Source organism: Geodermatophilus sp. SYSU D00965 (genome assembly GCF_054050075.1).
Window position 1 is genome coordinate 23,309 of sequence record NZ_JBJGYQ010000009.1, and the last position, 23,654, is coordinate 46,962.

Below are 23,654 nucleotides of genomic sequence, written 5' to 3' on the forward strand. Positions count from 1 at the left end.
TGTCGCCGCGCGGAGCGGCGGCGGGATACTGGCCGCCGAGCAAGCGCCGTCCCCGACGCAGAGGAGTGCCTCGCATGCCCATCGCGACCCCAGAGGTCTACGCCGACATGATCAGCCGGGCCAAGGAGGGGGGCTTCGCCTACCCGGCGATCAACTGCACCTCCTCGGAGACGGTCAACGCGGCCCTGCGCGGCTTCGCCGACGCCGGCAGCGACGGCATCATCCAGTTCTCCACCGGTGGCGCGGAGTTCGCCTCGGGCACCCGGGTGAAGGACATGGTGACCGGCGCCGTCGCGCTGGCCGAGTTCGCCCACGTCGTCGCCGAGAAGTACCCGGTCAACGTCGCGCTGCACACCGACCACTGCCCCAAGGACAAGCTGGACTCCTACGTGCGGCCGCTGATCGCGCTGTCGAAGGACCGGGTGGACGCCGGCCAGGCGCCGCTGTTCCAGTCGCACATGTGGGACGGCTCGGCCATCGACCTGGAGGAGAACCTCCAGATCGCCGAGGAGCTGCTCGAGAAGACCGCGGCGGCCAAGATCGTCCTCGAGCTGGAGATCGGTGTCGTCGGCGGCGAGGAGGACGGCGTCGCGCACGAGATCAACGAGAAGCTCTACACCGCCCCCGGCGACTTCGTGGCCACCGCCAAGGCGCTCGGCCTCGGGGAGCGCGGCGTCTACCTGCTGGCGGCGACCTTCGGCAACGTCCACGGCGTCTACAAGCCGGGCAACGTCAAGCTGCGCCCGGAGGTCCTCAAGCAGGGCCAGGACGTCGTGTCGCAGGACTTCGGCCTCGGCGACGGCGCCAAGCCGTTCAACTTCGTCTTCCACGGCGGGTCGGGGTCGCTGCAGTCGGAGATCCGCGAGGCGCTGTCCTACGGCGTGGTGAAGATGAACGTCGACACCGACACCCAGTACGCCTTCACCCGTCCCGTCGCCGGCCACATGTTCACCAACTACGACGGCGTCCTGAAGGTCGACGGCGAGGTCGGCAACAAGAAGACCTACGACCCGCGCACCTACATGAAGCTGGCAGAGACGAACATGGCCGCGCGCGTCGTCGAGGCGTGCGAGGACCTGCTGTCGGCCGGCCAGTCGCAGGGCGCCTGATGGGCCACCCGCACGTCAACCTGCTCGGCGAGCCCCCGGCGACGCTGCTGCCGGCGAACCCCGAGGCCGACGCCGAGCTGGCCGAGGGCACCCCGGCGGCCGAGGTCGCGGCCCGGCACCCGACGGTGAGCGCGGCGTGGGCGGCGCTGGGCGAGGAGGCCCTCGACCGCCCGGAGCGCCAGCTGCGGGACACGATCGAGGCCTACGCCTACGCCCGCACCGGCTACCACCGCGGGCTGGACGCGCTGCGCCGCAACGGCTGGAAGGGGTACGGCGCGGTGCCGTGGTCGCACGAGCCCAACCGCGGCTTCCTGCGCTGCGTGACGGTGCTGGCCCGGGCCGCGGAGGCCATCGGCGAGACCGCGGAGCAGGAGCGGCTCACCGAGCTGCTGCGCGACTGCGACCCGAACCTCGCACCCTGACGCCACGGAGGGGCGGAGACGGCCGTCTCCGCCCCTCCCGGGCGGCTCAGCCCCGCAGCAGCTGCCAGCCCAGGCGGAGGATCAGCACCCCGACGACGACGAGGAAGACCACCCGGACGAAGCGGCTGCCCCCACCGACGGCGGTCCGGGCCCCCAGGTAGCCGCCCGCGAGGTTGGCCGTCCCCATGACCAGGCCGAGCCCCCACAGCACCGACCCGTCGATCGCGAAGACCACCAGGGCGCCGACGTTGGTGGCCAGGTTGACGATCTTCGCGGTCGCGCTCGCCTCGAGGAACGCGAAGCCGAGCAGCCCCACCAGGGCGAAGACCAGGAACGCGCCGGTGCCGGGACCGGCGATGCCGTCGTAGAACCCGATCACCGCCCCCACCAGACCCGCGGCCACGGTGTGCCGGTGGCCGCTGAACCTCAGTTCGGTGACGCCGCCGACACTGGGACGCAGCAGGGTGTAGACGGCCACCACCACCAGGGCGACCAGCACGACGGGCTCGAGCACGCCGTCGGGCACCGCGGCGGCCGACAGCGCGCCTCCGGCGGAGCCGACCGCCGCCACCCCGGCCATGGGCAGCGCCGTCGCCAGCCCCGGCCGCACCCGCCGGTAGTAGGTGGCCGCGCTCGTCGCGGTGCCCATCGCGCTGGAGATCTTGTTGGTCGCGAGCGCCTGGACCGTCTCCATCCCGGGCACCAGCAGCAGCGCGGGCAGCTGGATCAGCCCGCCGCCGCCGACGACCGCGTCGACCCACCCGGCGGCGAACGCGGCGAGGACCAGGAGGACCACGGTGACCGCGCTCAGCGAGCCGAGGGTGGTCACCCCCGCAGCCTCTCATCCGGCGGCCCGCCGTCCCCGCGCGTGGGTGACGTCCGGTAGGACGACGGGGTGACCCCGGACCACTCGCCCCGCGCCGTCGTCGAGCGCCTGCGGCCGCTGCTGCTCGCCGTCCACCGGGCTCTGTCCGCCGGCGTCCGGGTCAGCGCGGCGATCCACGCCGATCGCGGCTGGAGCCCCTCGGCCGACCGCCACCTCGACCACCAGCTGGTCCGGCGCGAGGCGATGGAGCGGCTCAAGCCCTGGGGTGCCCGGCCCGAGGACGACGAGCCCTCCGACCCGCTGCTGGCCCAGCAGTTGGAGTTCGTCGACACCAGCACCGACAACCTGGGCCTGCCGATGAGCGGGCTGATCCTGCGCACCCCGACCGACGTCGTGCGCGTCTGGCGGTCCGACGACGGCGAGCTGCCCGCCGCGGCCACCGACGGGCTGCGCGCCTTCTACCGGCAGGCGCCCAGCCGGCAGCTGCAGCTCCACCTCGACGACCGGCCCGACGAACCCCGCCCGGCGCCCGGCCACCTGGCGCTGCTGTGGGCCGACGCCGGCGCCGTCCTCACCCGGTTCGACCTGGTCCGTCCCGGCGGGCACGCCGGCCGGCGGGTGCAGGTCGACTGGCACGTCGACCTGCTGCAGCGACTGGTCCACCCCGCCGCCTGACGGCAGCTCCGGGAGCATCGCAGCGAGGGACGAGCGATGGCGGCCCCGCTGCAGGGTCCCCGACGCGAGCCTGCGAGCGGTGGGGGGGCAGGGGGGTCCTTGCGCGGGGCGCGGAGTCGGGCCGGTGCGCACCGCCTGACGCGGCGGGGTGGACGGCGCGGTCGCCGCGGGCGAGGGCGCCACCGGGGTGCCGGCGTCGGCGGCCGGTCCGCCCCCAGTGCTGGGGGCTGCCGCGATCGTGGAGTCCGGGTCACGCAGAGTGACCGTTCGACGTGCGCGTTCCCGGTGCCGCGCTTACGCTCTGTTTCCGGCGTCCACGAGGGACGCCCGTTCCCGGAGGTGCTGCATGGCCACGCTTCTCTGGATCCTCGCCGTCGTCCTCGTCGTCGCCGGCATCGTCGCGATCCTGCGGCGGCAGTTGTTGTGGGGGATCGTGCTCATCGTCGTCGGCCTGCTCGTCGGGCCCGGTGGGGTGAGCGTCTTCACCTGACGCGCGGCGACCCTCAGCGGTCGCCGAGCTCGGGGTGCAGCTGGCGCAGTCGCGCGGTGAGCGAGTTCAGCTCGTCGCCGCCTGCCATCAGGCGCGTGAGGACGTCGGCGTCGACGTCCTCACGCGTCAGATCGCCGGCCACGTGACCGTGCGCCAGCAGCAGGAAGCGGTCGCCGATGAGGTGCGCGTAGCGGGGGTTGCTGGTCACCGCCACGATGGCCAGCCCCTGCGCGCGGGCCGACAGCACGGCCTGGCCGATCAGGGTGTGCTGCCCGATCGTCATGGGGGCGGTCGGCTCGTCGATCACCAGCACCCGCGCACCGAAGTGCAGTGCCCGGGCGATCGCCAGGGTCTGCCGCTCGCCGGCGCGCAGCGCGGCCGCCGGGAGGTCCGGGTCGACCCCCGGGACTCCGACCCGGGCCATCGCCCGCACCGTGGCCTCCCGCGCGGTCGCGACGTCCAGCCGGCGCAACGGCCACACCCCGCGCGTGGGCTCGACGCCGAGGAAGAAGTTGCGCCACACCGAGAGCAGCGGCGCGACGGCGAGGTCCTGCCAGACGGTGGCGATGCCGGCCGCGCGGGCGGCCTTGGGTGAGCGGAAGCGCACCGGCCGGCCGTCGAGCAGCAGCTGGCCCTCGTCGGGCCGCAGGAGCCCGGAGAGCACCGAGACCAGGGTGGACTTCCCCGAGCCGTTCTCCCCGAGCACGCAGGTGATCTCGCCGGGCCGGAAGGCGGCGGTCACCCGCGCCAGCGCCGCCACGCTGCCGTGGTGCACGCTCAGCGCCCGCAGCTCGAGCACCGGGGGTGCGGCGGCCTCGCTCACGACCGGGGCACCGCCCGCAGCCGCCCCCGCACGACGCTGTTGGCCAGCAGCGCCACGAGCAGCAGCACGCCGAGGAACGCCTCGAACCAGCGCGGGTCCCAGCCGGCCAGGTTGACCCCCTGCTCGGCCACGGCGTAGACCAGCGCGCCCACCGCGGCGCCGACGGCCGAACCGTAGCCACCGGTCAGCAGGCAGCCCCCGATCACCGCGACGACGACGAAGTCGACCGCCGTCCCCAGCCCGGTGGTGGCCTGCACGCCGCCGAGCCGGACCAGGCCCAGCGTGCCGATGAGCCAGCCGGCCGCGGCGGTGCAGCAGTAGAGGGCGATCGTCGTGCGCCGGTCGGCGACGCCGAGCTCCTGGGCCGCCCGCCGGGCTCCGCCGACGGCGAACACCCCGTTGCCGAACCGCGTGCGCCAGAGCACCCACGTCGCCCACGCGGTCAGCACCAGCCACCACACCAGCGAGACGCGGAAGCGGCCGTCGCCCAGCTGTGCGGTGGCGCCGAACACCGCCGTCACCGACGACCAGCCCGGTGCGGCGCCGAGCCCCTCGATGCGCACCGACCCGGTGAGCGTCCGCGTGCCGGCCAGGGCGACGCCCTGCAGCACGAGGAACGTCGCGAGGGTCACCAGGAAGCTGGGCAGCCTCGTCGCCGTGACCAGCCCGCCGTTGACCAGGCCCACCAGCAGCGCGGCGGCCAGCGAGACGGCGAGTGCCGGCCAGGCTCCCCAGCCGGCCTGGTCGACCAGCACGCCGGTGAGCAGGGCGCCGGCGACGGCGACCATGCCGATCGACAGGTCGAAGTGCCCCGAGACCAGCAGCATCGCGACGGCGACCCCACCGATGCCGAGCAGCGCCGCGGAGTCCAGCACGCTGGCCAGCCCGCCGGTGCTGAGCAGGCCGGGCGCCAGCGGGCCGAAGATCAGCAGCACGAGGGCCAGCCCGGCGAACGCCGCGAGGCTGGGGCGGGCCAGCGCCCGGCCCAGCAGCCGTCGTCCACGGGTCGGGACCGGCACGGCCGTCGAGGGGCCGAACGAGGGCAGGCCGGAGACGGTCACGATCGGGTGCGGGACGTCGGCAGCGCGGGCCTCCTCCGGGCGGGGTGGCCCCAGTGTCCACGATCGGCGGGCCCCGTCCCCCGTGCAGGCCCCGCTGCGGGCCTGCGAGCGGTGGGGGACGGGGGTCCTCCTAGGGGCGCAGCCGCCAGCGGACGCGGTCGTCGGCGTACCAGGTCCACCGGCTCACCGGCCGGGGGTAGGGGACGCCGTCCCGGGTGACGCGGGCCGGGTCGCAGGCGATCTGCACCGCCCGGCCGGTGGTGCGCCGGGCCGGCCGCAGCGGCAGCGTGACCACGACCACGCCGATGGTGTCCACGGCCCGCCAGTCCGGCCGGACCTCGATGCGGGTGATCTCGCCGTCGGCGACCTTCACCGCGTCGTGGTGGGCCTGCGCGCCCAGCCGCCGGCCGAGGAACCCGCGCCGGTCGTCGCCGGCCGCCTCGACCCGGCCGTGGTGCAGCAGGATCCCGCCGTGGTCGTCGCGGACCAGGCTCAGCTCCCGCTCGTCGCCGGTGCCGACGCCCAGCGCCCGGGCCAGCCCGACCGAGGCGGTGTCGTCGGCCGGCTCCCAGGACACCGGGACCACGCCGGTGCGGCCCGCCTTGTGCAGCGCCGCCAGCACCGCCGACAGCGCCGGCACCGGGCCGCGGACCAGCAGCGCCTCGGCCTCGGCGGCCGGCGCGACGGCGTCGCGGGCGGGTGCCTGGCCCGGTTCCAGGCCGCGCAGGTCGAACTCGACGAGCGACATGCGGATACCCTGCCACCTGCCAGCCGGTCATCCGCCGGTGCCGAGGCTTGAGGGGATCGACAGCGAGATGCCGGCAGTCGTGCTGATCGGGGCCCAGTGGGGCGACGAGGGCAAAGGGAAGGCCACCGACCTGCTCGGGGGCCGCGTGCCCTACGTGGTGCGCTACCAGGGCGGCAACAACGCCGGCCACACCGTGATCACCCCCGACGGGGAGCGGTACGCGCTGCACCTGATCCCCTCGGGGATCCTCACGCCCGGGTGCACGCCGGTCATCGGCAACGGCGTCGTGGTCGACCCCCAGGTGCTCATCGGGGAGCTCGCGGGCCTCGAGGAGCGCGGCGTGGACACCTCGCGCCTGGTGATCTCCGCCGACGCGCACCTGATCATGCCGCACCACCGGGCGCTGGACCGGGTCACCGAGCGGTTCCTGGGCAAGCGCCGGATCGGCACGACCGGCCGCGGCATCGGCCCCGCCTACGGCGACAAGGTCGCCCGCACCGGCATCCGGGTGGCCGACCTGCTGGACCTGTCGATCCTCCGGCAGAAGCTCGAGGGCACGCTCCAGGAGAAGAACCAGGTCCTGGTCAAGGTCTACAACCGCAAGGCGATCGACGTCGACGAGGTCGTCGAGGAGTACGCCGGGTACGCCCAGCAGCTCAAGGACCGCATCGCCGACACCCGGCTGCTGCTGGGCAACGCCCTCGACGCCGGCGAGTGGGTGCTGCTGGAGGGCTCGCAGGGCACGCTGCTCGACGTCGACCACGGCACGTATCCGTTCGTCACGTCGTCGAACCCGACCGCCGGCGGCGCGGCCACCGGTTCCGGCATCGGCCCGACGCGGATCGAGCGCGTGGTCGGGATCCTCAAGGCGTACACGACCCGCGTGGGGTCCGGCCCCTTCCCGACGGAGTTGTTCGACGCCGACGGCGAGTACCTGCGCAAGCAGGGCGGCGAGGTGGGCGTCACCACCGGCCGCGATCGTCGTTGCGGCTGGTTCGACGCCGTCGTCGCGCGCTACGCCAGCCGGGTCAACGGCATCACCGACTACTTCCTCACCAAGCTCGACGTGCTGTCCGGCCTGGCGACGGTCCCGATCTGCGTCGCGTACGACGTCGACGGCGTCCGGCACGAGGAGATGCCGATGACGCAGACCGACTTCCACCACGCCAAGCCGGTGTACGAGGAGATGCCCGGCTGGGCCGAGGACATCCGCTCCTGCCGCCGCTTCGACGAGCTCCCGGCCAACGCACAGGCCTACGTCCGCCGGCTGGAGGAGCTCTCCGGGGCGCGGATCAGCGTCATCGGCGTCGGCCCGGGCCGCGACGAGAACGTCGTCGTCCACGACCTCATCGAGTGAGGACCCCTCTGCCCCCCACCACTCGCAGGCTCGTGGCGGGACCCTGCAGAGGGGCCGGGGTGGAGGGCGCTACGGGCGGCGGACGGGGACGGCGGCGGTGGACTGCAGCTCGGCCCGGGCCCGGACGGCGATCTCGGGGGCGTCGGTGATGACGCCGTCCACGCCGAGGGCCAGCAGCAGGCGGGCCTCGGTCTGCGCGTCACCGAGGGCGGAGGGGCCCTCGCCGCGGCGCAGGTGCCGGGGCAGGAACGCGTTCTCCGGGCGCAGCGTCCACGGGACGACCAGCAGGCCGGCCCGGTGCGCCTGCGCGATCAGGTCCGAGACACCGGTGAGCGCCTGCTCCTCGTCGCGCAGCAGGATCCGGTGCCGGCTCGGGGCGATGCCCTGCGCGTAGGTGCTGACCTCGCGCAGGCCCACCGGGCTGACCAGCCGGTCGTCGGCGGCGCCGTCGTCCACCAGCTGCAGCATCGTCGGCCCCTGCGACCCGAGGTCGGCGCGCAGCCAGCGCAGCGCCGCGGCGTCGAAGGACTGCACCACGACGGTCCCGTCGGGGCCCGCCGACCCGAGGCGGCGCAGCTCGGCGGCGACCAGCTCGGTCATCGGCACGGCGTGCGCCTCGAACCAGCTCGGCTTCTTCAGCTCGGCCAGGACCCGGACCTGCCGCTCGGGGGTCGAGCGCCGGCGGGCGATCTCCACGACCTCGGCCAGGGTCAGGATGCCGAAGCGCCCGTCGTAGGTGGTGTTGAGCGGCCGCAGCGCCGGCATCCGCTCGACGGCGCGCAGGGTGCGCAACTCGGCGAGGGTGAAGTCCTCGGCGAACCAGCCGGTCCGCTCGCGGCCGTCCACCTCGCGAGTGGTCCGCCGGTCGGCGAACTCCGGCCGGGCGGCGACGTCGGTGGAGTGCGAGAGCTCGTTCTCGTGCCGGGCGATGAGCGCGCCGTCGCGGCTCACCACGACATCGGGCTCGATGAGGTCGGCACCGAGGTCGATGGCCAGCTCGTAGCTCGCCGCGGTGTGCTCGGGACGGTAGGTCGGGGCCCCGCGGTGCCCCACGACGACGGGACGGTGGGGGCCGGTCGCCGGACGGGTTGCCAGCGACTCCATCGCGTGCATGCCTCTTACAACACCGGAACGACCTGAAGAGAACGTGAACGTCGCCCGGTGGTTCGCCGACAATTCGGAGGACAGGCGGCTGACCTGCGCGGGACCATCCCACCGTGACGAAACTCTCACTCCTCGGCTGGACGCCGGAGCGGGCGGCCGAGCTGCCGCCGGACGCCGTCCCCGGCCGGGTGGCCCGGGTCGACCGCGGCCGCCTCACCGTGCTGACCGGCGACGGGGAGGTGCGCGCCGCCCTCGGGGCGCGGGTGCACGGGGACACCGGGCCGACCGTGGGGGACTGGGTGGCGCTGCGCGGGGAGCTGGCGGTGGCGGTGCTGCCCCGGCGGACGGCGTTCACCCGCGTCGTGGCCGGACGCGCCTCGGCCGAGCAGGTGGTCGCCGCGAACCTGGACACGGTCCTCGTGGTCGACGCCCTGGCCGGGGCCCCGCGGCTGCGCCGGGTCGAGCGGTACCTCGCCGTGGCGTGGGGGAGCGGGGCCACGCCGGTCGTCGTCCTCACCAAGGCCGACCTCTGCGACGACGTCCCGGCCGCGGTGCAGGCCGTGGCCGAGGACGCCCTCGGGGTCGCCGTCCTCGCGGTGAGCGCGGTGACCGGGGAGGGCGTCGAGGCGGTTCGCGCGCTGGTCGGCCCGGGGCGCACCGCGGCCATGGTCGGGCCCTCGGGCGTCGGGAAGTCCAGCCTGGCCAACGCGCTGCTCGGGCAGGAGCTGGTCGCCACCGGAGCGATCCGGGCGGGCGACGGGCGGGGCCGGCACACCACCACCGCCCGCGAGCTGCACCTGCTGCCCGGCGGGGGCCTGCTGGTGGACACCCCCGGCATGCGCGAGCTCGGACTGGTGGACGACGAGGGCATCGACACCGCCTACGCCGACGTGACCGAGCTGGCCGCCGGGTGCCGGTTCCGCGACTGCGGGCACCACGCCGAGCCCGGCTGCGCGGTCGCCGCCGCGATCACCGACGGCCGGCTCGACCCCGCCCGGTACACCGCCTGGCGCAAGCTGCAGGCCGAGGCGCGGCGGCAGGAGCTGCGCGCCGACGCCCGGGCGCGGGCCGCCGAGCACGCCCGGGTCCGGGCCTTCGCCCGCGCCGTCCGGGCCCAACCCAACCGTGGAAGGACCACCCTTCCCCCCACGCCTCGCACGCTCGGCGCGGGGCCCTGAAGGGTGGCCGTTCCATCCCGTCGCGGCATCGGTAGCGTCGCCGTCCGTGCGCGTGCTCGTGATCGGCTCCGGAGCCCGGGAGCACGCCCTGTGCGTCGCTCTGCAGAACGACCCGGCGGTCACCGCCCTGGCCTGCGCGCCGGGCAACGCCGGTACGCGGGCGGTCGCCGAGGCCCTGCCGGTCGACGCCGCCGACCCGGTCGCGGTGGCGGCCGCCGCGACCGGCTGGAGTGCCGACCTCGTCGTCGTCGGGCCGGAGGTGCCGCTGGTCGCGGGCGCCGCCGACGCGGTCCGCGACGCGGGGATCGCCTGCTTCGGCCCGTCGGCGCAGGCCGCGCAGATCGAGGGCAGCAAGTCCTTCGCCAAGCACGTCATGGCCGCCGCCGGTGTGCCGACCGCCCGCTCGTGGCCGGTCGGCGGCCCGGCCGAGCTGGAGACCGCACTCGACGAGGCGGGAGCGCCCTACGTCGTCAAGGACGACGGGCTGGCCGCCGGCAAGGGCGTCGTCGTCACCACCGACCGGGACGCCGCCGTCGCCCACGGCTCCCGGGTGCTCGACGCCGGCGGGGCGGTGCTGGTCGAGGAGTACCTCGACGGCCCGGAGGTGTCGCTGTTCGCCGTCACCGACGGGACGACGGTGCTGCCCCTGCTGCCGGCGCAGGACTTCAAGCGCCGCGACGACGGGGACGCCGGGCCCAACACCGGCGGCATGGGCGCGTACGCGCCGCTGCCGTGGGCGCCGCCGGACCTGGTGGACGAGGTGCTGGCCACGGTGCTGCAGCCGACGGTCGACGAGATGCGCCGCCGCGGCGAGCCGTTCGCGGGGCTGCTGTACGCGGGCCTGGCGCTGACCTCGCGCGGTGTGCGGGTCGTGGAGTTCAACGCCCGCTTCGGCGACCCGGAGACCCAGGTGGTGCTGCCGCTGCTGGCGACCCCGCTGGGCGGGCTGCTGCACGCGGCCGCCACCGGCACCCTGGCCGCGCACCCGCCGCTGCAGTGGCGTCCCGGCGCCGCGGTCACCGTCGTGGTCGCGGCCGAGGGCTATCCCGAGCGGCCCCGCACCGGCGACCCGATCACCGGCGCCGACGCCGAGGGCGTGCTGCACGCCGGCACCACCGTCGACGCCGACGGGACGGTCCGGTCGGCCGGCGGCCGGGTGCTGGCGGTGACCGCCGTCGGTGCGGACCTCGCGGCGGCCCGGCAGCGGGCCTACGAGCGGGTGGCCGGCGTCCGGCTGGCCGGCGCGCACTGGCGCAGCGACATCGCGCTGGCCGCCGTGGAGGGCCGGGTCGCCGCCGGCTGAGCTACTCCGCGGTGACGACCGGCCGCGCCCGCTCCAGGCGCGGCTCGGGCGGCCGCGGCCCGTCGTGCCGCCGTGCCAGGTAGGTGCCGGCGACGTTGGCGCAGGCCACCAGCGGGACGGCGATCAGCGCCCCGAAGATGCCGGCGACGAGCAGGCCCGCGGCGATGGCGAGGACGACGGCCAGCGGGTGCACCCGCACCGCCCGGCCGAGCAGCAACGGCTGCAGGACGTGCCCCTCCAGCTGCATGACGAGGATGACGACGGCCAGCGCGATCAGCGCGGTGACCGGCCCCTTGGTGACCAGCGCCACGAGCACCGCCACCGACCCGGCCAGGAACGACCCGATGATCGGGATGAACGCGCCGAGGAACACCAGCGCGGCCAGCGGGATGACGAAGTCCACGCCCAGGACCGCCAGCCCGATGCCGATGCCGATCGCGTCGACCAGGGCGACCGCGACCGTGGCCCGCACGTAGGAGATCAGCGTGCGCCACGAGCGGCGGGCGGCCTCGTCGATGTAGGCGCGGGCGTCGGCCGGGCACAGGCCGACCAGCCACAGCCAGATCGACCGGCCGTCCTTGAGGAAGAAGAACAGCGTGAACAGCGCCAGGACGATGCCGGTGAAGACCTCACCGACGGTCGCCGCCGTCGTCAGCGCGCCCGAGGTCAGCGTGTCCCGGTTGGCGACGAGCGCGTCCTGCGCGGCGGTCAGCGCCTCGTCGATCTGCCGCTCGGACACCGGGAAGGTGTCGACCACGAAGTCGCGGATCTGGGTGAGGCCCTGGCTGACCTGGTCGGCGAGGTCGGGGAAGCCGGCGATGAACTGGTTGACGACCAGCGTGATGATCCCGGCCACCACGCCCAGGCCCACGATCAGCATGGCCAGGGCGGAGAGCGACCGCGGCCACCCGTGCCGGACCAGCGCGGCGGCGCCGGGCTGCAGCAGCGCCGCCAGCAGCAGCGCCACGAACACCGGCACCACGACGACGGCGACGTAGGCGGCGGCGTAGAGCAGCGCGTAGAGGCCGGCGAGGACGACGATCAGCCGCCAGGACCAGGAGGCGGCGACGCGCAGCGCGGCGGGGACGGCGTCGTCGGCGGGACGGCGGCCGGCACCGGTGAGCCGGCGGGCGTGGGGACCGGTGCGGTGCGCCCGCCCACCGGCCGGTGGGCCGCTGACCCCGCCGGGCTGGATCGGGCCGTCCAGGTCCGGCGCACCCGGCTCCGGGCTCCCCAGCGGCGGCTCGCCGTCCTCGGCCGGTCCGAGGTCGGGCTCGGCGGGGACGTCGTCGTCGTGGACGAGGATCGCGCGGTCGTCGTCCCGCTCGGGCCAGCCGTGCGGGTCGGCCTCGGCAGCGGCCCGGATGCGCTCGCGCGCCCGGGTGACGAGGGCGCCGGCCCGTCGCAGCATCGCCCACCTCCGCTCGCGGCCTGGGGGCCGTCCATGATCACGCTAGCCCTGCGGGACACTGTTCCCGTGGTGCGACGAGCTGACCGGGTGCGGGCGGTACCCGCATGATCGAGCGGTACACCCTGCCCGAGATGGGGCGGGTCTGGAGCGACCAGCACAAGTACGAGCTGTGGTGCCGGGTCGAGACCCTCGTCCTCGAGGCGCACGCGGCGGCCGGCCGGGTGCCCGCCGACGTGGTGGAGCCGGTGCGCAACGCGCCGCCGCCGGCGCCCGAGCGGGTCGCCGAGATCGAGGAGACGACGCAGCACGACGTCATCGCCTTCCTCACCGCGTGGGCCGACAACACGACCCCGCGGTCGGCGGCGGCGTTCGTGCACCACGGCATGACGTCGTCGGACCTGCTCGACACCGCGCTGGCCGTCCAGCTGACCGAGGCCACCGACCTGCTGCTGGCCCGGCTCGACCGGTTCGTGGCGGTGCTGCGCGACCACGCGCTGGCCCACCGGCACACCATCAAGGTCGGCCGCACCCACGGCGTGCACGCCGAGCCCGACGTCTGGGGCCACCGGGTCGCCGACATCGCCTTCGCCGCCGCCCGCTGCCGCGACCGGCTCCGTGCCGCCCGCGAGCGGGTGGGCGTGGTGGCCATCTCCGGCGCCGTCGGCACCTACTCGCTGATCGACCCGTCGGTGGAGGTCGCGGTCGCCGAGGCCCTCGGCCTGCGGCCGGCCGACGCCTCCACCCAGGTCGTGCTGCGGGACTCGGTCAGCGAGTGGGTCGCCGCGCTGGCGATCATCGCGACGGTCTGCGAGACGGTCGCGCTCGAGGTGCGGCACGGGCAGCGGACCGAGGTGCGCGAGCTGTCGGAGGCCTTCGGCTCGGGTCAGAAGGGCTCGAGTGCGATGCCGCACAAGAAGAACCCGATCCGCTCCGAGCGGATCGCCGGGCTGGCTCGCGTCGTCCGCGCCGCCGTCGTCCCGGTGATGGAGGGCATCCCGCTGTGGCACGAGCGGGACATCTCGCACTCCTCGACCGAGCGGGTCTTCCTGCCCGACGCCGCGATCACCACCGACTACCTGCTGCACCTGACCACGGGCCTGGTGGAGAGCCTCGTGGTGGACGCCGACCGGATGCGGGCCAACCTGGAGTCCACCGGCGGGCTGATCTACACCTCCTCGGTGCTGCTCGAGGTGGTGGAGGGCGGCCTGTCCCGCGAGGACGCCTACGCGCTGGTGCAGTCCGCCGCGATGGAGACGTGGAACACCGGGACGCCGTTCCGGGAGACGCTGCGGGCGCGTGCCGCAGCGTCCGGCGTGGAGCTGGACGAGGCGCGCCTGGACGAGATCTGCCGGCCGGAGCGCTACGTGCAGAACCTCGACCCGCTGTTCGAGCGCGTGGCTGCCCTGAAGTGACCGTGGACCTGCCCCTGGTGGCCCGCGGCAAGGTGCGGGAGGTCTACGACGCCGGCGCCGACCGGCTGCTGCTCGTGGCCTCCGACCGGATCTCCGCCTACGACCACGTGCTGCCCACCCCGATCCCCGACAAGGGGCGGGTGCTCACCGCGCTGTCGGTGTGGTGGTTCGAGCAGCTGACGCCGGTGCTGGAGTCGTTCGGGGCGGCGCACCACCTGCTGTCGGCCACGGACGTGCCGGCCTCCGTGGCCGGGCGGGCGATGCTGGTCCGCCGGCTGTCGATGCTGCCGGTCGAGTGCGTGGCCCGTGGCTACCTGTCGGGGTCGGGCACTGCCGAGTACCGCCGCACCGGCTCCATCCGCGACGTCGCACTGCCGGCCGGCCTGGTCGAGGGCTCGCAGCTGCCCGAGCCGGTGTTCACGCCGTCCACCAAGGCCGAGGTGGGGGAGCACGACGAGGCGATCGAATTCGCCGCGGTCGAGGCGGCCGTGGGCGCCGAGCGCGCCGCGGAGCTGCGCGAGCTCACGCTGGCGCTGTACCGGCGCGGCGCGGAGCTGGCCCGGCAGGCCGGGATCATCCTCGCCGACACCAAGTTCGAGTTCGGGCTGGACGCCGAGGGGCGGCTGACCCTCGGCGACGAGGTGCTCACCCCCGACTCCTCGCGCTTCTGGCCGGCGATGACCTGGTCGCCGGGCGCGGCGCAGCCGTCGTTCGACAAGCAGTACGTGCGCGACTGGCTGACGTCGTCCGGCTGGGACCGCACCTCCCCGCCGCCGGAGCTGCCGGCCGACGTGGTCGAGGCCACCCGCGAGCGCTACGTGACCGCCTACGAGACGCTCACCGGCACTCCCTTCCGCTGATGCGACCGCACTCGGCCCTCGCGCACCGCTCCGGCGGATCCGGGGAGTCCCTGCTGCTCCTGCTGCACGGCCTCGGCGCCACCGGCGCGGTGTGGGACCGGCTGCTGCCGCTGGTCGAGCGGTCCTGGCCCGGGTCGTGGGCGGCGCCGGACCTGCGCGGCCACGGCCGGTCGCCCGCCGAGCCGCCGTACGGCTACGCCGTGCACGCCGCGGACGTCGCCGAGCTGGCCGTGGCGCTCGGCGCCGCGCGGGTGACCGTGCTCGGCCACTCGTTCGGCGGCGTGGTCGGCGCGGTGCTGGCCGGCGGCTGGTACGGGGTCGAGGTCGAGCGGGTGGTCGCGGTCGGCGTCAAGATCGACTGGACGGACGACGAGGTGGCCCGCGCCCGGTCGCTCGCGGTCCGCCCGCCCTCGGTGTTCGGCACCGCCGCCGAGGCCGCCGAGCGGCACCTGCGGCTGGCCGGGCTCACCGGCCTGGTGGCACCGGACGACCCGGTCGCGCTGGCCGGTGTCCGGGAGGAGGCGGGCGGGTTCACGCCGGCGCTGGACCCGCGGGCGTTCGGCGCCGTCGGACCGCCGGTCGAGGAGGTGCTGTCGCGGGCGGTGGCCCCGCTGCGGCTGGCGGCCGGCTCCGGCGACCCCATGGTCGGCCTGGCCGCGATGCGGCGCGTGGACCCGGGCGCGGTGCTCGTCGAGGGCGCCGGCCACAACGCCCACTGGGAGGCCCCCGAGGCGGTCTGGTCGCTCGTCACCGGCTGACCCCGCCGGTGATGTGCGCGGACGTCGCACTCCTGCGCCCGGGTGCGCCGCACCTGCACATCGCCGGGCCGGGGAGGCCGAGCGAGACCAGCATCACCGGCACCCCGGCCGGTGGGCCGCGTCACCCCGGTACCCTCGTCCGCGTGCCCCAGGTGGTCGTCGACGTCGTCCTGAAGCCGGAGATCTCCGACCCCCAGGGTCAGGCGGTGCTGGGAGCGCTGGGCCGGCTCGGCCACGGCAGCGTGACCAGTGTCCGCCAGGGCAAGCACTTCGTCCTGGAGGTCGAGGGCACCCCTGACGAGGCCGAGCTCAAGCAGATCGCGGAGACGCTCCTGGCCAACCCGGTCATCGAGGACGTCGAGCTCCACCTGCCGACCGACTGAGAGAGAACCCTCCCGTGCGCATCGGTGTCATCACCTTCCCGGGCTCCCTGGACGACGTCGACGCCGCGCGCGCGGTGCGCCTGGCCGGCGCCGAGCCGGTCGCGCTCTGGCACGCCGACCACGACCTGAAGGACGTCGACGCCGTCGTCCTCCCCGGTGGCTTCTCGTACGGGGACTACCTGCGGGCCGGCGCCATCGCCGCGCGGGCGCCGATGATGGCCGACGTCGTCGACCGGGCGCGCCAGGGCATGCCGGTCCTCGGCATCTGCAACGGCTTCCAGGTGCTCTGCGAGGCCGGCCTGCTGCCCGGCGCGCTGACCCGCAACAGCCACCTGCACTTCCGCAACCGTGACCAGGCGCTGCGCATCGAGCGCGCCGACACCGCCTGGACGGCGTCCTACGCGCCCGGCCAGCAGATCGTCGTCCCGGTGAAGAACGGTGAGGGCCGCTACGTCGCCGCCCCGGCCGACCTCGAGCGGCTGGAGGGCGAGGGGCGGGTGGCCGTCCGCTACGTCGAGGGCAACCCCAACGGCAGCTCCAACGACATCGCGGGCGTGACCAGCGCGGACGGTCGCGTCGTCGGGCTCATGCCGCACCCGGAGCACGCGGTCGAGGACCTCACCGGGCCGTCCACCGACGGGCTGGGCTTCTTCACCTCCGTGCTGAAGGCGGTCGTCGCAGCGTGAGCCAGGACAGCGCGACGCAGGGACACAGCGCGACGCAGGGACTCAGCGACCTCGACACCGGGCCCGGCCCGCTGCAGCACCGGCTCGACACCGTCGAGCTCGCCGCCCGGACGCCGGACGTCGAGCAGCCCTACAGCGAGCTCGGCCTCAAGTCCGACGAGTACGCCCGGATCACCGGCATCCTCGGCCGCCGGCCCACCACCGCCGAGCTGGCGATGTACTCGGTGATGTGGAGCGAGCACTGCTCCTACAAGTCCTCCAAGGTGCACCTGCGCCGCTTCGGCGACCTGCCGCGCAGCGAGGCGCTGCTGGTCGGCATCGGCGAGAACGCCGGCGTGGTCGACGTCGGTGACGGCTACGCGGTCACCTTCAAGGTCGAGTCGCACAACCACCCCAGCTACGTCGAGCCCTACCAGGGCGCGGCCACCGGGGTCGGCGGCATCGTCCGCGACATCCTGACGATGGGCGCGCGCCCGATCGCGGTCATGGACTCGCTCCGGTTCGGCCGCGCCGACGCCCCCGACACCGCGCGGGTGCTGCCCGGCGTCGTTGCCGGCGTCGGCGGCTACGGCAACTGCCTGGGCCTGCCCAACATCGGCGGCGAGCTCCTCTTCGACGACTGCTACGCCGGCAACCCGCTGGTCAACGCCCTGTGCGTCGGCGTCATGCGGCACGAGGACGTCCGGCTGGCCAAGGCCGAGGGCGTCGGCAACAAGGTCATCCTGTTCGGGGCGCGCACCGGCGGCGACGGCATCGGCGGCGTCAGCGTGCTGGCCAGCGAGACCTTCGACGCCGAGGGCCCGGCGAAGCGGCCCAGCGTGCAGGTCGGCGACCCGTTCACCGAGAAGCTGCTCATCGAGGCCTGCCTGGAGATCTTCGCCGCCGACCTGGTCACCGGCATCCAGGACCTCGGCGGCGCCGGCCTGTCCTGTGCCACCTCCGAGCTGGCCAGCGCCGGCACCGGCGGTATGCACATCGACCTCGACCGGGTGCCGCTGCGCGACAGCACGCTGACCCCCGCCGAGATCCTGATGAGCGAGTCGCAGGAGCGCATGTGCGCGATCGTCGAGCCCGGCAAGGTCGACGCCTTCCTCGCCGTCTGCCGCAAGTGGGACGTGCTGGCCACCGTCATCGGTGAGGTCACCGACGGCGACCGGCTCACCGTCGACTGGCACGGCGAGCGGATCGTGGACGTCCCGCCGCGGACGGTCGCCCACGAGGGCCCCGTCTACGACCGGCCCATGCAGCGCCCCTCCGACCTCGACGACCTGCAGGCCGACGACCCCGCCGCGCTGCCCCGCCCGCGGACGCCGGAGGAGATCGCCGCGCACTGGCTCGCAGTCGTCGCCAGCCCGGACGGCGCCGACAAGACCTGGGTCACCGAGCAGTACGACCGCTACGTGCGCGGCAACACCGTGCTCGCCCAGCCCGACGACGCCGGCGTGGTCCGCATCGACGAGGACACCTCCCGCGGGATCGCGCTGGCCCTCGACGGCAACGGCCGCTACGCCCGGCTGGACCCCTACACCGGCACGCAGCTCAACCTGGCCGAGGCCTACCGCAACGTCGCCGTCTCCGGCGCCCGCCCGCTGGCGGTCACCAACTGCCTGAACTTCGGCTCCCCGGAGGAGCCCGAGGTCATGTGGCAGTTCGCCGAGGCCGTCCGCGGCCTGGCCGACGCCTGCCGCGACCTGGGGCTGCCGGTCACCGGCGGCAACGTCAGCCTCTACAACCAGACCGGCGACGTCGCGATCAACCCGACCCCGGTCATCGGCGTCCTCGGCGTGCACGAGGACGTCCGCCGGCGGGTCCCGACCGGCTGGCGGACGGCGGGGGAGACGGTGCTCCTCCTCGGTGAGACGAGGCCGGAGTTCGGCGGCTCGGCATGGGCGTCCGTGGTGCACGGCCACCTCGGCGGCCGTCCGCCGGCGGTCGACCTGGCCGCGGAGCGGGCGCTCGGCGAGCTGCTGGCAGCGCTCGGCCGCGACGGTCTGGTCAGCTCCGCGCACGACCTCGCCGACGGGGGTCTCGCCCAGGCCCTGGCCGAGTCGGCGCTGCGCTACGGCACCGGTGCCCGCCTCGCGCTCGGGGACGACCCGTTCACCGCACTGTTCAGCGAGTCCGCCGCCCGGGCGGTGGTCACCACGGCCGACCCCGCGGGCGTGCGGCGGGCCGCCGAGGAGGCGGGGGTGGCGGTCACCGAGCTCGGGACGACGGGCGGTGAGGCGCTCACGGTGGACGGCGTCGCCGACCTGGCGCTGGCCGAGCTGCGGGCCGCCTGGAGCGCGACGCTGCCGGCGCTGTTCGGCACGCCCGAGGCCACGGTGGGCAGCGTGCCCGCGGGGACCGTCCCGACCAGCTGATGGCCGCGCCGATCTCCGCCGAGGAGCTGCGGGCGGCGGTCGAGCCGGTGCTGGCCTGGCTGGCCGGGGAGGACGAGCAGCCCGGCCGCTCGGTCGTCGGTGCCGCGGTGAAGACCAGCGCCCGGTGGCTGGCCCAGCAGGTGCCCGGGAAGTCGGTGGAACTGCGGGTGCCGCCGCACGTCGCCGTCCAGTGCGTGCCCGGGCCGCGGCACACCCGCGGCACGCCGCCCAACGTCGTCGAGACCGACGCCGCGACCTGGCTGCGGCTCGCCACCGGGGCGCTCACCTGGGACGAGGCGACCGCCGAGGGCGCGGTCAGCGCGAGCGGCAACCGCGCCGACCTCAGCGCCTTCCTGCCGATGGCGCCCCTGCGCCGGCGCTGACCGGCACCCCGGACGCGACAGGGCCCCGGCTGCGGGAGCAGCCGGGGCCCTGCGACGCGGCGGAGGGTCAGCCGGTGAACAGCGTGATCGCGGTCTTCACCGTCTGGTAGAGCCCGTAGAGCAACGGGACGCCGACGAGGGTCCAGGCGAGCGCGATCACGCCGGTCGGGGTGTGGGTGGGCTGCTCGTTGCGCGGGGTGGTCATCAGGCGGCGCTCCGTTCGCGGTCGGCTCGTGCGGTGGCGGGGGTGGTCCGCTTCGGCTCGTGCCACTTGCCGGCCACCGGCCGGACCAGCAGGTTCGCGACGAACCCGACGGCGAGCAGGCCGACCATGATGAACAGCGCGGGCCGGTAGTTGCCCGCGACCAGCGAGCCGGGGGTGCCCTGGGTGTCCAGGACGCTGTTGACGATCAGCGGCCCGGCGACGCCCGCCGCCGACCACGCGGTCAGCAGCCGGCCGTGGATCGCGCCCACCTGGTAGGTGCCGAACAGGTCGCGCAGGTAGGCCGGGACGGTCGCGAACCCGCCGCCGTAGAAGGAGATGATCACCGCGGCGAGCAGGACGAACACCCAGGTCGCGCTGCTGCCGATGGTCGCCAGCAGCACGTAGAGCACCAGCCCGACGCCCAGGTAGACCATGTAGATCGGCTTGCGACCGATGAAGTCCGACGTCGACGACCACACGAACCGGCCGGCCATGTTGAACAGCGACAGCACGCCGACGAAGCCGGCGGCCGCGGTCGCCGCCACGGTGGACGTCTCACCGGTCCGGAAGAAGTCCTGGATCATCGGGCTGGCCTGCTCGAGGATCCCGATGCCGGCGGTCACGTTGCAGAACAGCACGACCCACAGCAGCCAGAACTGCGGGGTCTTGATGGCGTTGGCCGCAGAGACGCTCTCGGTGGTGACCAGCGCCTTCTGCTTGACCGAGGAGGGGTCGAAGCCCGCCGGCCTCCAGTCGTCGGCCGGGACCCGGACGATGAACGCCCCGAACATCATGAAGACCAGGTAGACCGCGGCGAAGGTGAAGAACAGCGCCGAGACGGCGCCGCCGTTGGGCACCGAGCCGGAGACCGAGGGGTCGTAGCCCGGGTCGTACCAGCTCATCAGCTGGCGGGACAGCGGCGAGGCGATCAGCGCGCCGCCACCGAAGCCCATGATCGCCATCCCGGTGGCCAGGCCCGGACGGTCGGGAAACCACTTGATCAGCGTGGAGACCGGCGAGATGTAGCCGATGCCCAGGCCGATGCCGCCGATGACGCCGTAACCCAGGTACAGCAGCCACAGCTGGCGGGTCTCGATGCCCACCCCACCGACGACGAAGCCGGTGACCCAGAAGCACGCCGAGGTGAACATCGCCGCCCGCGGGCCGTTGCGGTCCACCCAGGTACCGAACAGGGCCGCGGACAGTCCCAGCATCACGATGGCGATGGAGAAGACGATGCCGATCGCCGTCTGGGAGGTGCCGAAGTCCTCGACCAGCGCGGTCTTGTACACGCTGGTGGCGTAGGCCTGGCCGATGCACAGGTGGACCGCCAGCGCCGCCGGTGGGATCAGCCACCGGTTGAAGCCGGGCCGGGCCACGATGCGCTCGCGGGCCAGGAAGCTCGGTACTGCCACGGGCGGACCTCCGGTTCGTGGGTGCCGGGTCGTCCCGGCGGGCAGGTCCGTGCCCCAGGTCACGGGCCAGCGGGAACGCTACGTCGGCCCGGTACGCACCGCGCGGCGAACGTGACCGTTTCGTTGCACGGTCAACCACCTCCGGGCGCCGCTTCCGCATGTCGGGAGCGGGCGTGGAGGTGTGGAGGGCCCGTTCTAGGCTCCCCGCATGGCCTATGAGGTGAAGGGCGTCGTCGCCCGCAGCAAGGGTGCTCCGGTCACCGTCGAGACGATCGTCGTCCCCGACCCCGGCCCGGGTGAGGCCGTCGTCGACATCCAGGCGTGCGGGGTCTGCCACACCGACCTGCACTACCGCGAGGGCGGGATCAACGACGAGTTCCCGTTCCTGCTCGGCCACGAGGCCGCCGGCGTCGTCTCCGCCGTCGGGGAGGGCGTCACGAACGTCGCGGTCGGCGACTTCGTGATCCTCAACTGGCGGGCGGTCTGCGGCCAGTGCCGCGCGTGTCTCAAGGGCGAGCTGCAGTACTGCTTCAACACCCACAACGCCACGCAGAAGATGACGCTCAAGGACGGCACCGAGCTGTCCCCGGCGCTGGGCATCGGCGCGTTCGTGGAGAAGACGCTGGTCCACTCCGGCCAGTGCACCAAGGTCAACCCCGAGGCCCCCGCCACCGCCGCGGGCCTGCTCGGCTGCGGCGTCATGGCCGGCGTCGGCGCGGCCATCAACACCGGCGGCGTCAAGCGCGGCGAGAGCGTCGCCGTGTTCGGCTGCGGCGGCGTGGGCGACGCCGCGATCGCCGGGGCCAAGCTGGCCGGCGCCACCACGATCGTCGCCGTCGACATCGACGACCGGAAGCTGGAGTGGGCCCGCAAGTTCGGCGCCACCCACACGGTCAACAGCAAGGAGACCGACGCCGTCGAGGCCATCAAGAGCCACACGAACGGCTTCGGCGTGGACGTCGCGATCGACGCCGTCGGCCACCCGGCGGTGTTCGAGCAGGCCTTCTACGCCCGCGACCTGGCCGGCCGCGTCGTGCTGGTCGGCGTCCCGACCCCGGACATGACGATCGAGCTGCCGCTCATCGAGGTCTTCGGCCGCGGCGGCGCGACGAAGTCCTCCTGGTACGGCGACTGCCTGCCCAGCCGCGACTTCCCCATGCTGATCGACCTGTACCTGCAGGGCCGCTTCGACCTCGACGCCTTCGTCTCCGAGACGATCGGCATCGACGACGTCGAGTCCGCCTTCGAGAAGATGCACCACGGCGAGGTGCTGCGGTCGGTCGTGGTGTTCAAGTGAGCGCGAGGATCGACAAGACCGTCGTCAGCGGCGTCTTCAGCCTCGACGGGCAGGACTTCGACGTCGACAACAACGTCTGGCTGGTCGGGGACGACAGCGAGGTGCTCGTCATCGACGCCCCGCACGACGCCGCCCCGATCCTCGAGGCGGTCGGCGGGCGGACGGTGAAGGCGATCGTGCTCACCCACGGGCACAACGACCACATCACCGCCGCGGTGGCGCTGCGGGAGGCCACCGGCGCGCCGATCTGGTTCAACCCCGAGGACCGGATGCTGTGGGACGTCGTGCACCCGGACTCCGCTCCTGACCACGAGCTCACCGAAGGCACCCGGTTCGAGGTCGCCGGGACGACGCTGACCGCGCTGCACACCCCCGGCCACTCGCCGGGCAGTACGTGCCTGCACGCGCCCGACCTCAACACGGTGTTCACCGGGGACACGCTGTTCTGCGGCGGCCCCGGTGCCACCGGGCGGTCCTACAGCGACAAGCCGACGATCCTCAACTCGATCCGGACGCGGCTGATGAGCCTGCACGGCGACACCGTCGTCAAGACCGGCCACGGCGACGACACCACCGTCGCCGCGGAGATGCAGAACATCAAGTAGGGGCCCCCTCCTCCCCGCCCCTCGCACGCTCGGGGCGGTGCCCCGGAGGGGGCCAGGGTGCGGGGTTCAGGGAACCGGCACACGTCGCTGGGCGGACGCGAAGCCCAGCCACGTGTGCCGGTTGCCGGCCCAGCACCAGCCGACCTTGGGCGCGTCGCGCCGCTCCCGGCCGTCGCGCCCGGTCCCGTTGCTGATCCACAGCGCCGGCGTCCGGGTGTCGAGCCGCCCGTCGGGCTTGCGCCGCCGCGAGCCGATCGTCATGAAGCAGTGGTTGCGGTCGAGGACCTCCGGACACTGCAGCATCCAGTGGATGCCCTCGGTCAGGGTCAGCGGCGTCCGGCCGGCGCCGGTGACGGCCGGCAGCGCCTCGTCGGGGCTCCAGTTCGCCATCGCGTCGCCGCGGTCGAGGCCCTCGACGAAGTAGACGTCCCCGCCCGGCAGCTCGACCGGCTCGATCGGGGAGAAGGCGTCGACGTCGGTCATGTCGGCCACCACGAACCCCCGCTTGCCCCGCAGCTCGAGCAGCGGAGCGAGCGCGGAGGCCGGCGCCCGGTCGGGCGAGAGCACCAGCAACGCCCCCGGCTCGGACACCTGTGCGGCGGTCTCCCGCAGGTCGGCAGCGGGCAGCCCGGCGACCTCGTGCGCGCCGAGGGCGATCAGCCGCTCGGCCTGCTCGGCGGCGGACGGGAGGACGGACAGGACGGCGGTCACGGGCACCTCCGGGAGGCGGACGACGCAGCCGGGGGCCAACGCGCCGGACGCCGTCCCGGTTCCCGGCGG

General features: G+C 74.5%; 25 protein-coding genes. 16 read left to right on the plus strand and 9 right to left on the minus strand.

Going from position 1 to position 23,654, the window contains the following annotated elements; translation table 11 throughout:
• Window positions 1-74 precede the first annotated feature (74 nt).
• On the plus strand, window positions 75-1,109 hold the full coding sequence (gene fbaA / locus ACI789_RS10145) for a class II fructose-bisphosphate aldolase (protein ID WP_457008575.1): 1,035 nt from the start codon (window positions 75-77) through the stop codon (window positions 1,107-1,109).
• Window positions 1,109-1,531: a DUF3151 domain-containing protein gene (locus ACI789_RS10150; RefSeq protein WP_457008577.1), complete on the plus strand. Its 423-nt coding sequence runs from the start codon at window positions 1,109-1,111 to the stop codon at window positions 1,529-1,531. The genes fbaA and ACI789_RS10150 overlap by 1 nt, the downstream gene beginning before the upstream one ends.
• A gap of 46 nt (window positions 1,532-1,577) precedes the next feature.
• On the opposite strand, the gene ACI789_RS10155 is transcribed toward ACI789_RS10150, so the two are convergent.
• Window positions 1,578-2,360: a TSUP family transporter gene (locus ACI789_RS10155; protein ID WP_457008579.1), complete on the minus strand. Its 783-nt coding sequence runs from the start codon at window positions 2,358-2,360 to the stop codon at window positions 1,578-1,580.
• A 66-nt stretch (window positions 2,361-2,426) separates the two neighbouring features.
• Between ACI789_RS10155 and ACI789_RS10160 the strand changes: the two genes are divergently transcribed.
• Both ACI789_RS10160 and ACI789_RS10165 read left to right on the plus strand, forming a co-directional pair.
• Entirely contained in the window at window positions 2,427-3,032 is a 606-nt protein-coding gene (locus ACI789_RS10160; protein WP_457008581.1) for a hypothetical protein, read from the plus strand.
• 346 nt (window positions 3,033-3,378) lie between these two features.
• The gene (locus ACI789_RS10165; protein ID WP_456916419.1) at window positions 3,379-3,522 is read left to right on the plus strand and encodes a GPGG-motif small membrane protein; all 144 of its coding nucleotides are present in this window, start codon (window positions 3,379-3,381) and stop codon (window positions 3,520-3,522) included.
• A 13-nt stretch (window positions 3,523-3,535) separates the two neighbouring features.
• Here the strand turns inward: ACI789_RS10165 and ACI789_RS10170 are convergent, their stop codons facing one another.
• The 3 genes from ACI789_RS10170 to ACI789_RS10180 all read right to left on the minus strand — a co-directional run bounded on the left by ACI789_RS10170 (window position 3,536) and on the right by ACI789_RS10180 (window position 6,154).
• Window positions 3,536-4,345: an ATP-binding cassette domain-containing protein gene (locus ACI789_RS10170; protein ID WP_457008583.1), complete on the minus strand. Its 810-nt coding sequence runs from the start codon at window positions 4,343-4,345 to the stop codon at window positions 3,536-3,538.
• Window positions 4,342-5,406, minus strand: coding sequence for an ABC transporter permease (locus tag ACI789_RS10175; RefSeq protein WP_457008585.1), 1,065 nt, complete (start codon window positions 5,404-5,406; stop codon window positions 4,342-4,344). The genes ACI789_RS10170 and ACI789_RS10175 overlap by 4 nt, the downstream gene beginning before the upstream one ends.
• Before the next feature lie 130 nt (window positions 5,407-5,536).
• On the minus strand, window positions 5,537-6,154 hold the full coding sequence (locus ACI789_RS10180) for a hypothetical protein (protein ID WP_457008587.1): 618 nt from the start codon (window positions 6,152-6,154) through the stop codon (window positions 5,537-5,539).
• Window positions 6,155-6,221: 67 nt separating this feature from the next.
• Between ACI789_RS10180 and ACI789_RS10185 the strand changes: the two genes are divergently transcribed.
• Window positions 6,222-7,511: an adenylosuccinate synthase gene (locus ACI789_RS10185; protein WP_457008589.1), complete on the plus strand. Its 1,290-nt coding sequence runs from the start codon at window positions 6,222-6,224 to the stop codon at window positions 7,509-7,511.
• 69 nt (window positions 7,512-7,580) lie between these two features.
• On the opposite strand, the gene ACI789_RS10190 is transcribed toward ACI789_RS10185, so the two are convergent.
• Window positions 7,581-8,615, minus strand: coding sequence for a glycerophosphodiester phosphodiesterase family protein (locus ACI789_RS10190; RefSeq protein ID WP_457008591.1), 1,035 nt, complete (start codon window positions 8,613-8,615; stop codon window positions 7,581-7,583).
• Window positions 8,616-8,728: 113 nt separating this feature from the next.
• On the opposite strand from ACI789_RS10190, the gene rsgA reads away from it, so the two are divergent.
• The gene (rsgA, locus tag ACI789_RS10195; RefSeq protein WP_457008593.1) at window positions 8,729-9,793 is read left to right on the plus strand and encodes a ribosome small subunit-dependent GTPase A; all 1,065 of its coding nucleotides are present in this window, start codon (window positions 8,729-8,731) and stop codon (window positions 9,791-9,793) included.
• Window positions 9,794-9,839: 46 nt separating this feature from the next.
• Complete coding sequence (purD, locus tag ACI789_RS10200; RefSeq protein ID WP_457008595.1) at window positions 9,840-11,096, plus strand: phosphoribosylamine--glycine ligase; 1,257 nt, start codon at window positions 9,840-9,842, stop codon at window positions 11,094-11,096.
• 1 nt (window position 11,097) lies between these two features.
• On the opposite strand, the gene ACI789_RS10205 is transcribed toward purD, so the two are convergent.
• Window positions 11,098-12,507: an AI-2E family transporter gene (locus tag ACI789_RS10205; protein ID WP_457008597.1), complete on the minus strand. Its 1,410-nt coding sequence runs from the start codon at window positions 12,505-12,507 to the stop codon at window positions 11,098-11,100.
• Between the two features lie 104 nt (window positions 12,508-12,611).
• Between ACI789_RS10205 and purB the strand changes: the two genes are divergently transcribed.
• The 7 genes from purB to ACI789_RS10240 all read left to right on the plus strand — a co-directional run bounded on the left by purB (window position 12,612) and on the right by ACI789_RS10240 (window position 19,352).
• Entirely contained in the window at window positions 12,612-13,919 is a 1,308-nt protein-coding gene (purB, locus tag ACI789_RS10210) for an adenylosuccinate lyase (protein WP_457008599.1), read from the plus strand.
• 2 nt (window positions 13,920-13,921) lie between these two features.
• The gene (locus tag ACI789_RS10215; RefSeq protein ID WP_457008601.1) at window positions 13,922-14,779 is read left to right on the plus strand and encodes a phosphoribosylaminoimidazolesuccinocarboxamide synthase; all 858 of its coding nucleotides are present in this window, start codon (window positions 13,922-13,924) and stop codon (window positions 14,777-14,779) included.
• The gene (locus ACI789_RS10220) at window positions 14,779-15,537 is read left to right on the plus strand and encodes an alpha/beta fold hydrolase (protein ID WP_457008603.1); all 759 of its coding nucleotides are present in this window, start codon (window positions 14,779-14,781) and stop codon (window positions 15,535-15,537) included. The genes ACI789_RS10215 and ACI789_RS10220 overlap by 1 nt, the downstream gene beginning before the upstream one ends.
• A gap of 143 nt (window positions 15,538-15,680) precedes the next feature.
• The gene (purS, locus tag ACI789_RS10225) at window positions 15,681-15,920 is read left to right on the plus strand and encodes a phosphoribosylformylglycinamidine synthase subunit PurS (protein ID WP_456912457.1); all 240 of its coding nucleotides are present in this window, start codon (window positions 15,681-15,683) and stop codon (window positions 15,918-15,920) included.
• Between the two features lie 14 nt (window positions 15,921-15,934).
• Complete coding sequence (purQ, locus tag ACI789_RS10230) at window positions 15,935-16,606, plus strand: phosphoribosylformylglycinamidine synthase subunit PurQ (protein WP_457008605.1); 672 nt, start codon at window positions 15,935-15,937, stop codon at window positions 16,604-16,606.
• Window positions 16,603-18,969 carry a phosphoribosylformylglycinamidine synthase subunit PurL gene (gene purL / locus ACI789_RS10235; RefSeq protein ID WP_457008607.1) on the plus strand — a complete coding sequence of 789 codons (2,367 nt, stop codon included), beginning with the start codon at window positions 16,603-16,605 and terminating at the stop codon, window positions 18,967-18,969. The genes purQ and purL overlap by 4 nt, the downstream gene beginning before the upstream one ends.
• Window positions 18,969-19,352 carry a sterol carrier family protein gene (locus ACI789_RS10240; protein WP_456916405.1) on the plus strand — a complete coding sequence of 128 codons (384 nt, stop codon included), beginning with the start codon at window positions 18,969-18,971 and terminating at the stop codon, window positions 19,350-19,352. The genes purL and ACI789_RS10240 overlap by 1 nt, the downstream gene beginning before the upstream one ends.
• Window positions 19,353-19,419: 67 nt before the next feature.
• On the opposite strand, the gene ACI789_RS10245 is transcribed toward ACI789_RS10240, so the two are convergent.
• Complete coding sequence (locus ACI789_RS10245; RefSeq protein ID WP_457008610.1) at window positions 19,420-19,557, minus strand: MFS transporter small subunit; 138 nt, start codon at window positions 19,555-19,557, stop codon at window positions 19,420-19,422.
• Window positions 19,557-20,972, minus strand: a complete 1,416-nt coding sequence (locus ACI789_RS10250) for an OFA family MFS transporter (protein ID WP_457008612.1) — start codon at window positions 20,970-20,972, stop codon at window positions 19,557-19,559. The genes ACI789_RS10245 and ACI789_RS10250 overlap by 1 nt, the downstream gene beginning before the upstream one ends.
• A gap of 208 nt (window positions 20,973-21,180) precedes the next feature.
• Here ACI789_RS10250 and ACI789_RS10255 point away from each other — a divergent pair, with 208 nt between their 5' ends.
• Together ACI789_RS10255 and ACI789_RS10260 are read left to right on the plus strand one after the other, a co-directional pair.
• A complete protein-coding gene (locus tag ACI789_RS10255) occupies window positions 21,181-22,269 on the plus strand; it encodes an S-(hydroxymethyl)mycothiol dehydrogenase (RefSeq protein ID WP_457008614.1) in 1,089 nt (362 codons plus the stop codon).
• Entirely contained in the window at window positions 22,266-22,874 is a 609-nt protein-coding gene (locus ACI789_RS10260; RefSeq protein WP_457008616.1) for an MBL fold metallo-hydrolase, read from the plus strand. Before ACI789_RS10255 ends, ACI789_RS10260 begins: the two co-directional genes overlap by 4 nt.
• 66 nt (window positions 22,875-22,940) lie before the next feature.
• Here the strand turns inward: ACI789_RS10260 and ACI789_RS10265 are convergent, their stop codons facing one another.
• Window positions 22,941-23,585: a DUF5701 family protein gene (locus tag ACI789_RS10265; protein ID WP_457008618.1), complete on the minus strand. Its 645-nt coding sequence runs from the start codon at window positions 23,583-23,585 to the stop codon at window positions 22,941-22,943.
• Window positions 23,586-23,654 lie beyond the last annotated feature (69 nt).

Coding starts and splice junctions, on each gene's coding strand:
- ACI789_RS10220 (WP_457008603.1), top strand. CDS start 14,779: ATGCGACCGCACTCGGCCCTCGCGCACCGCTCCGGCGGATCCGGGGAG.
- purB (WP_457008599.1), top strand. CDS start 12,612: ATGATCGAGCGGTACACCCTGCCCGAGATGGGGCGGGTCTGGAGCGAC.
- ACI789_RS10255 (WP_457008614.1), top strand. CDS start 21,181: ATGGCCTATGAGGTGAAGGGCGTCGTCGCCCGCAGCAAGGGTGCTCCG.
- ACI789_RS10240 (WP_456916405.1), top strand. CDS start 18,969: ATGGCCGCGCCGATCTCCGCCGAGGAGCTGCGGGCGGCGGTCGAGCCG.
- ACI789_RS10185 (WP_457008589.1), top strand. CDS start 6,222: ATGCCGGCAGTCGTGCTGATCGGGGCCCAGTGGGGCGACGAGGGCAAA.
- ACI789_RS10190 (WP_457008591.1), bottom strand. CDS start 8,615: ATGGAGTCGCTGGCAACCCGTCCGGCGACCGGCCCCCACCGTCCCGTC.
- ACI789_RS10180 (WP_457008587.1), bottom strand. CDS start 6,154: ATGTCGCTCGTCGAGTTCGACCTGCGCGGCCTGGAACCGGGCCAGGCA.
- ACI789_RS10245 (WP_457008610.1), bottom strand. CDS start 19,557: ATGACCACCCCGCGCAACGAGCAGCCCACCCACACCCCGACCGGCGTG.
- ACI789_RS10205 (WP_457008597.1), bottom strand. CDS start 12,507: ATGCTGCGACGGGCCGGCGCCCTCGTCACCCGGGCGCGCGAGCGCATC.
- fbaA (WP_457008575.1), top strand. CDS start 75: ATGCCCATCGCGACCCCAGAGGTCTACGCCGACATGATCAGCCGGGCC.
- ACI789_RS10150 (WP_457008577.1), top strand. CDS start 1,109: ATGGGCCACCCGCACGTCAACCTGCTCGGCGAGCCCCCGGCGACGCTG.
- ACI789_RS10165 (WP_456916419.1), top strand. CDS start 3,379: ATGGCCACGCTTCTCTGGATCCTCGCCGTCGTCCTCGTCGTCGCCGGC.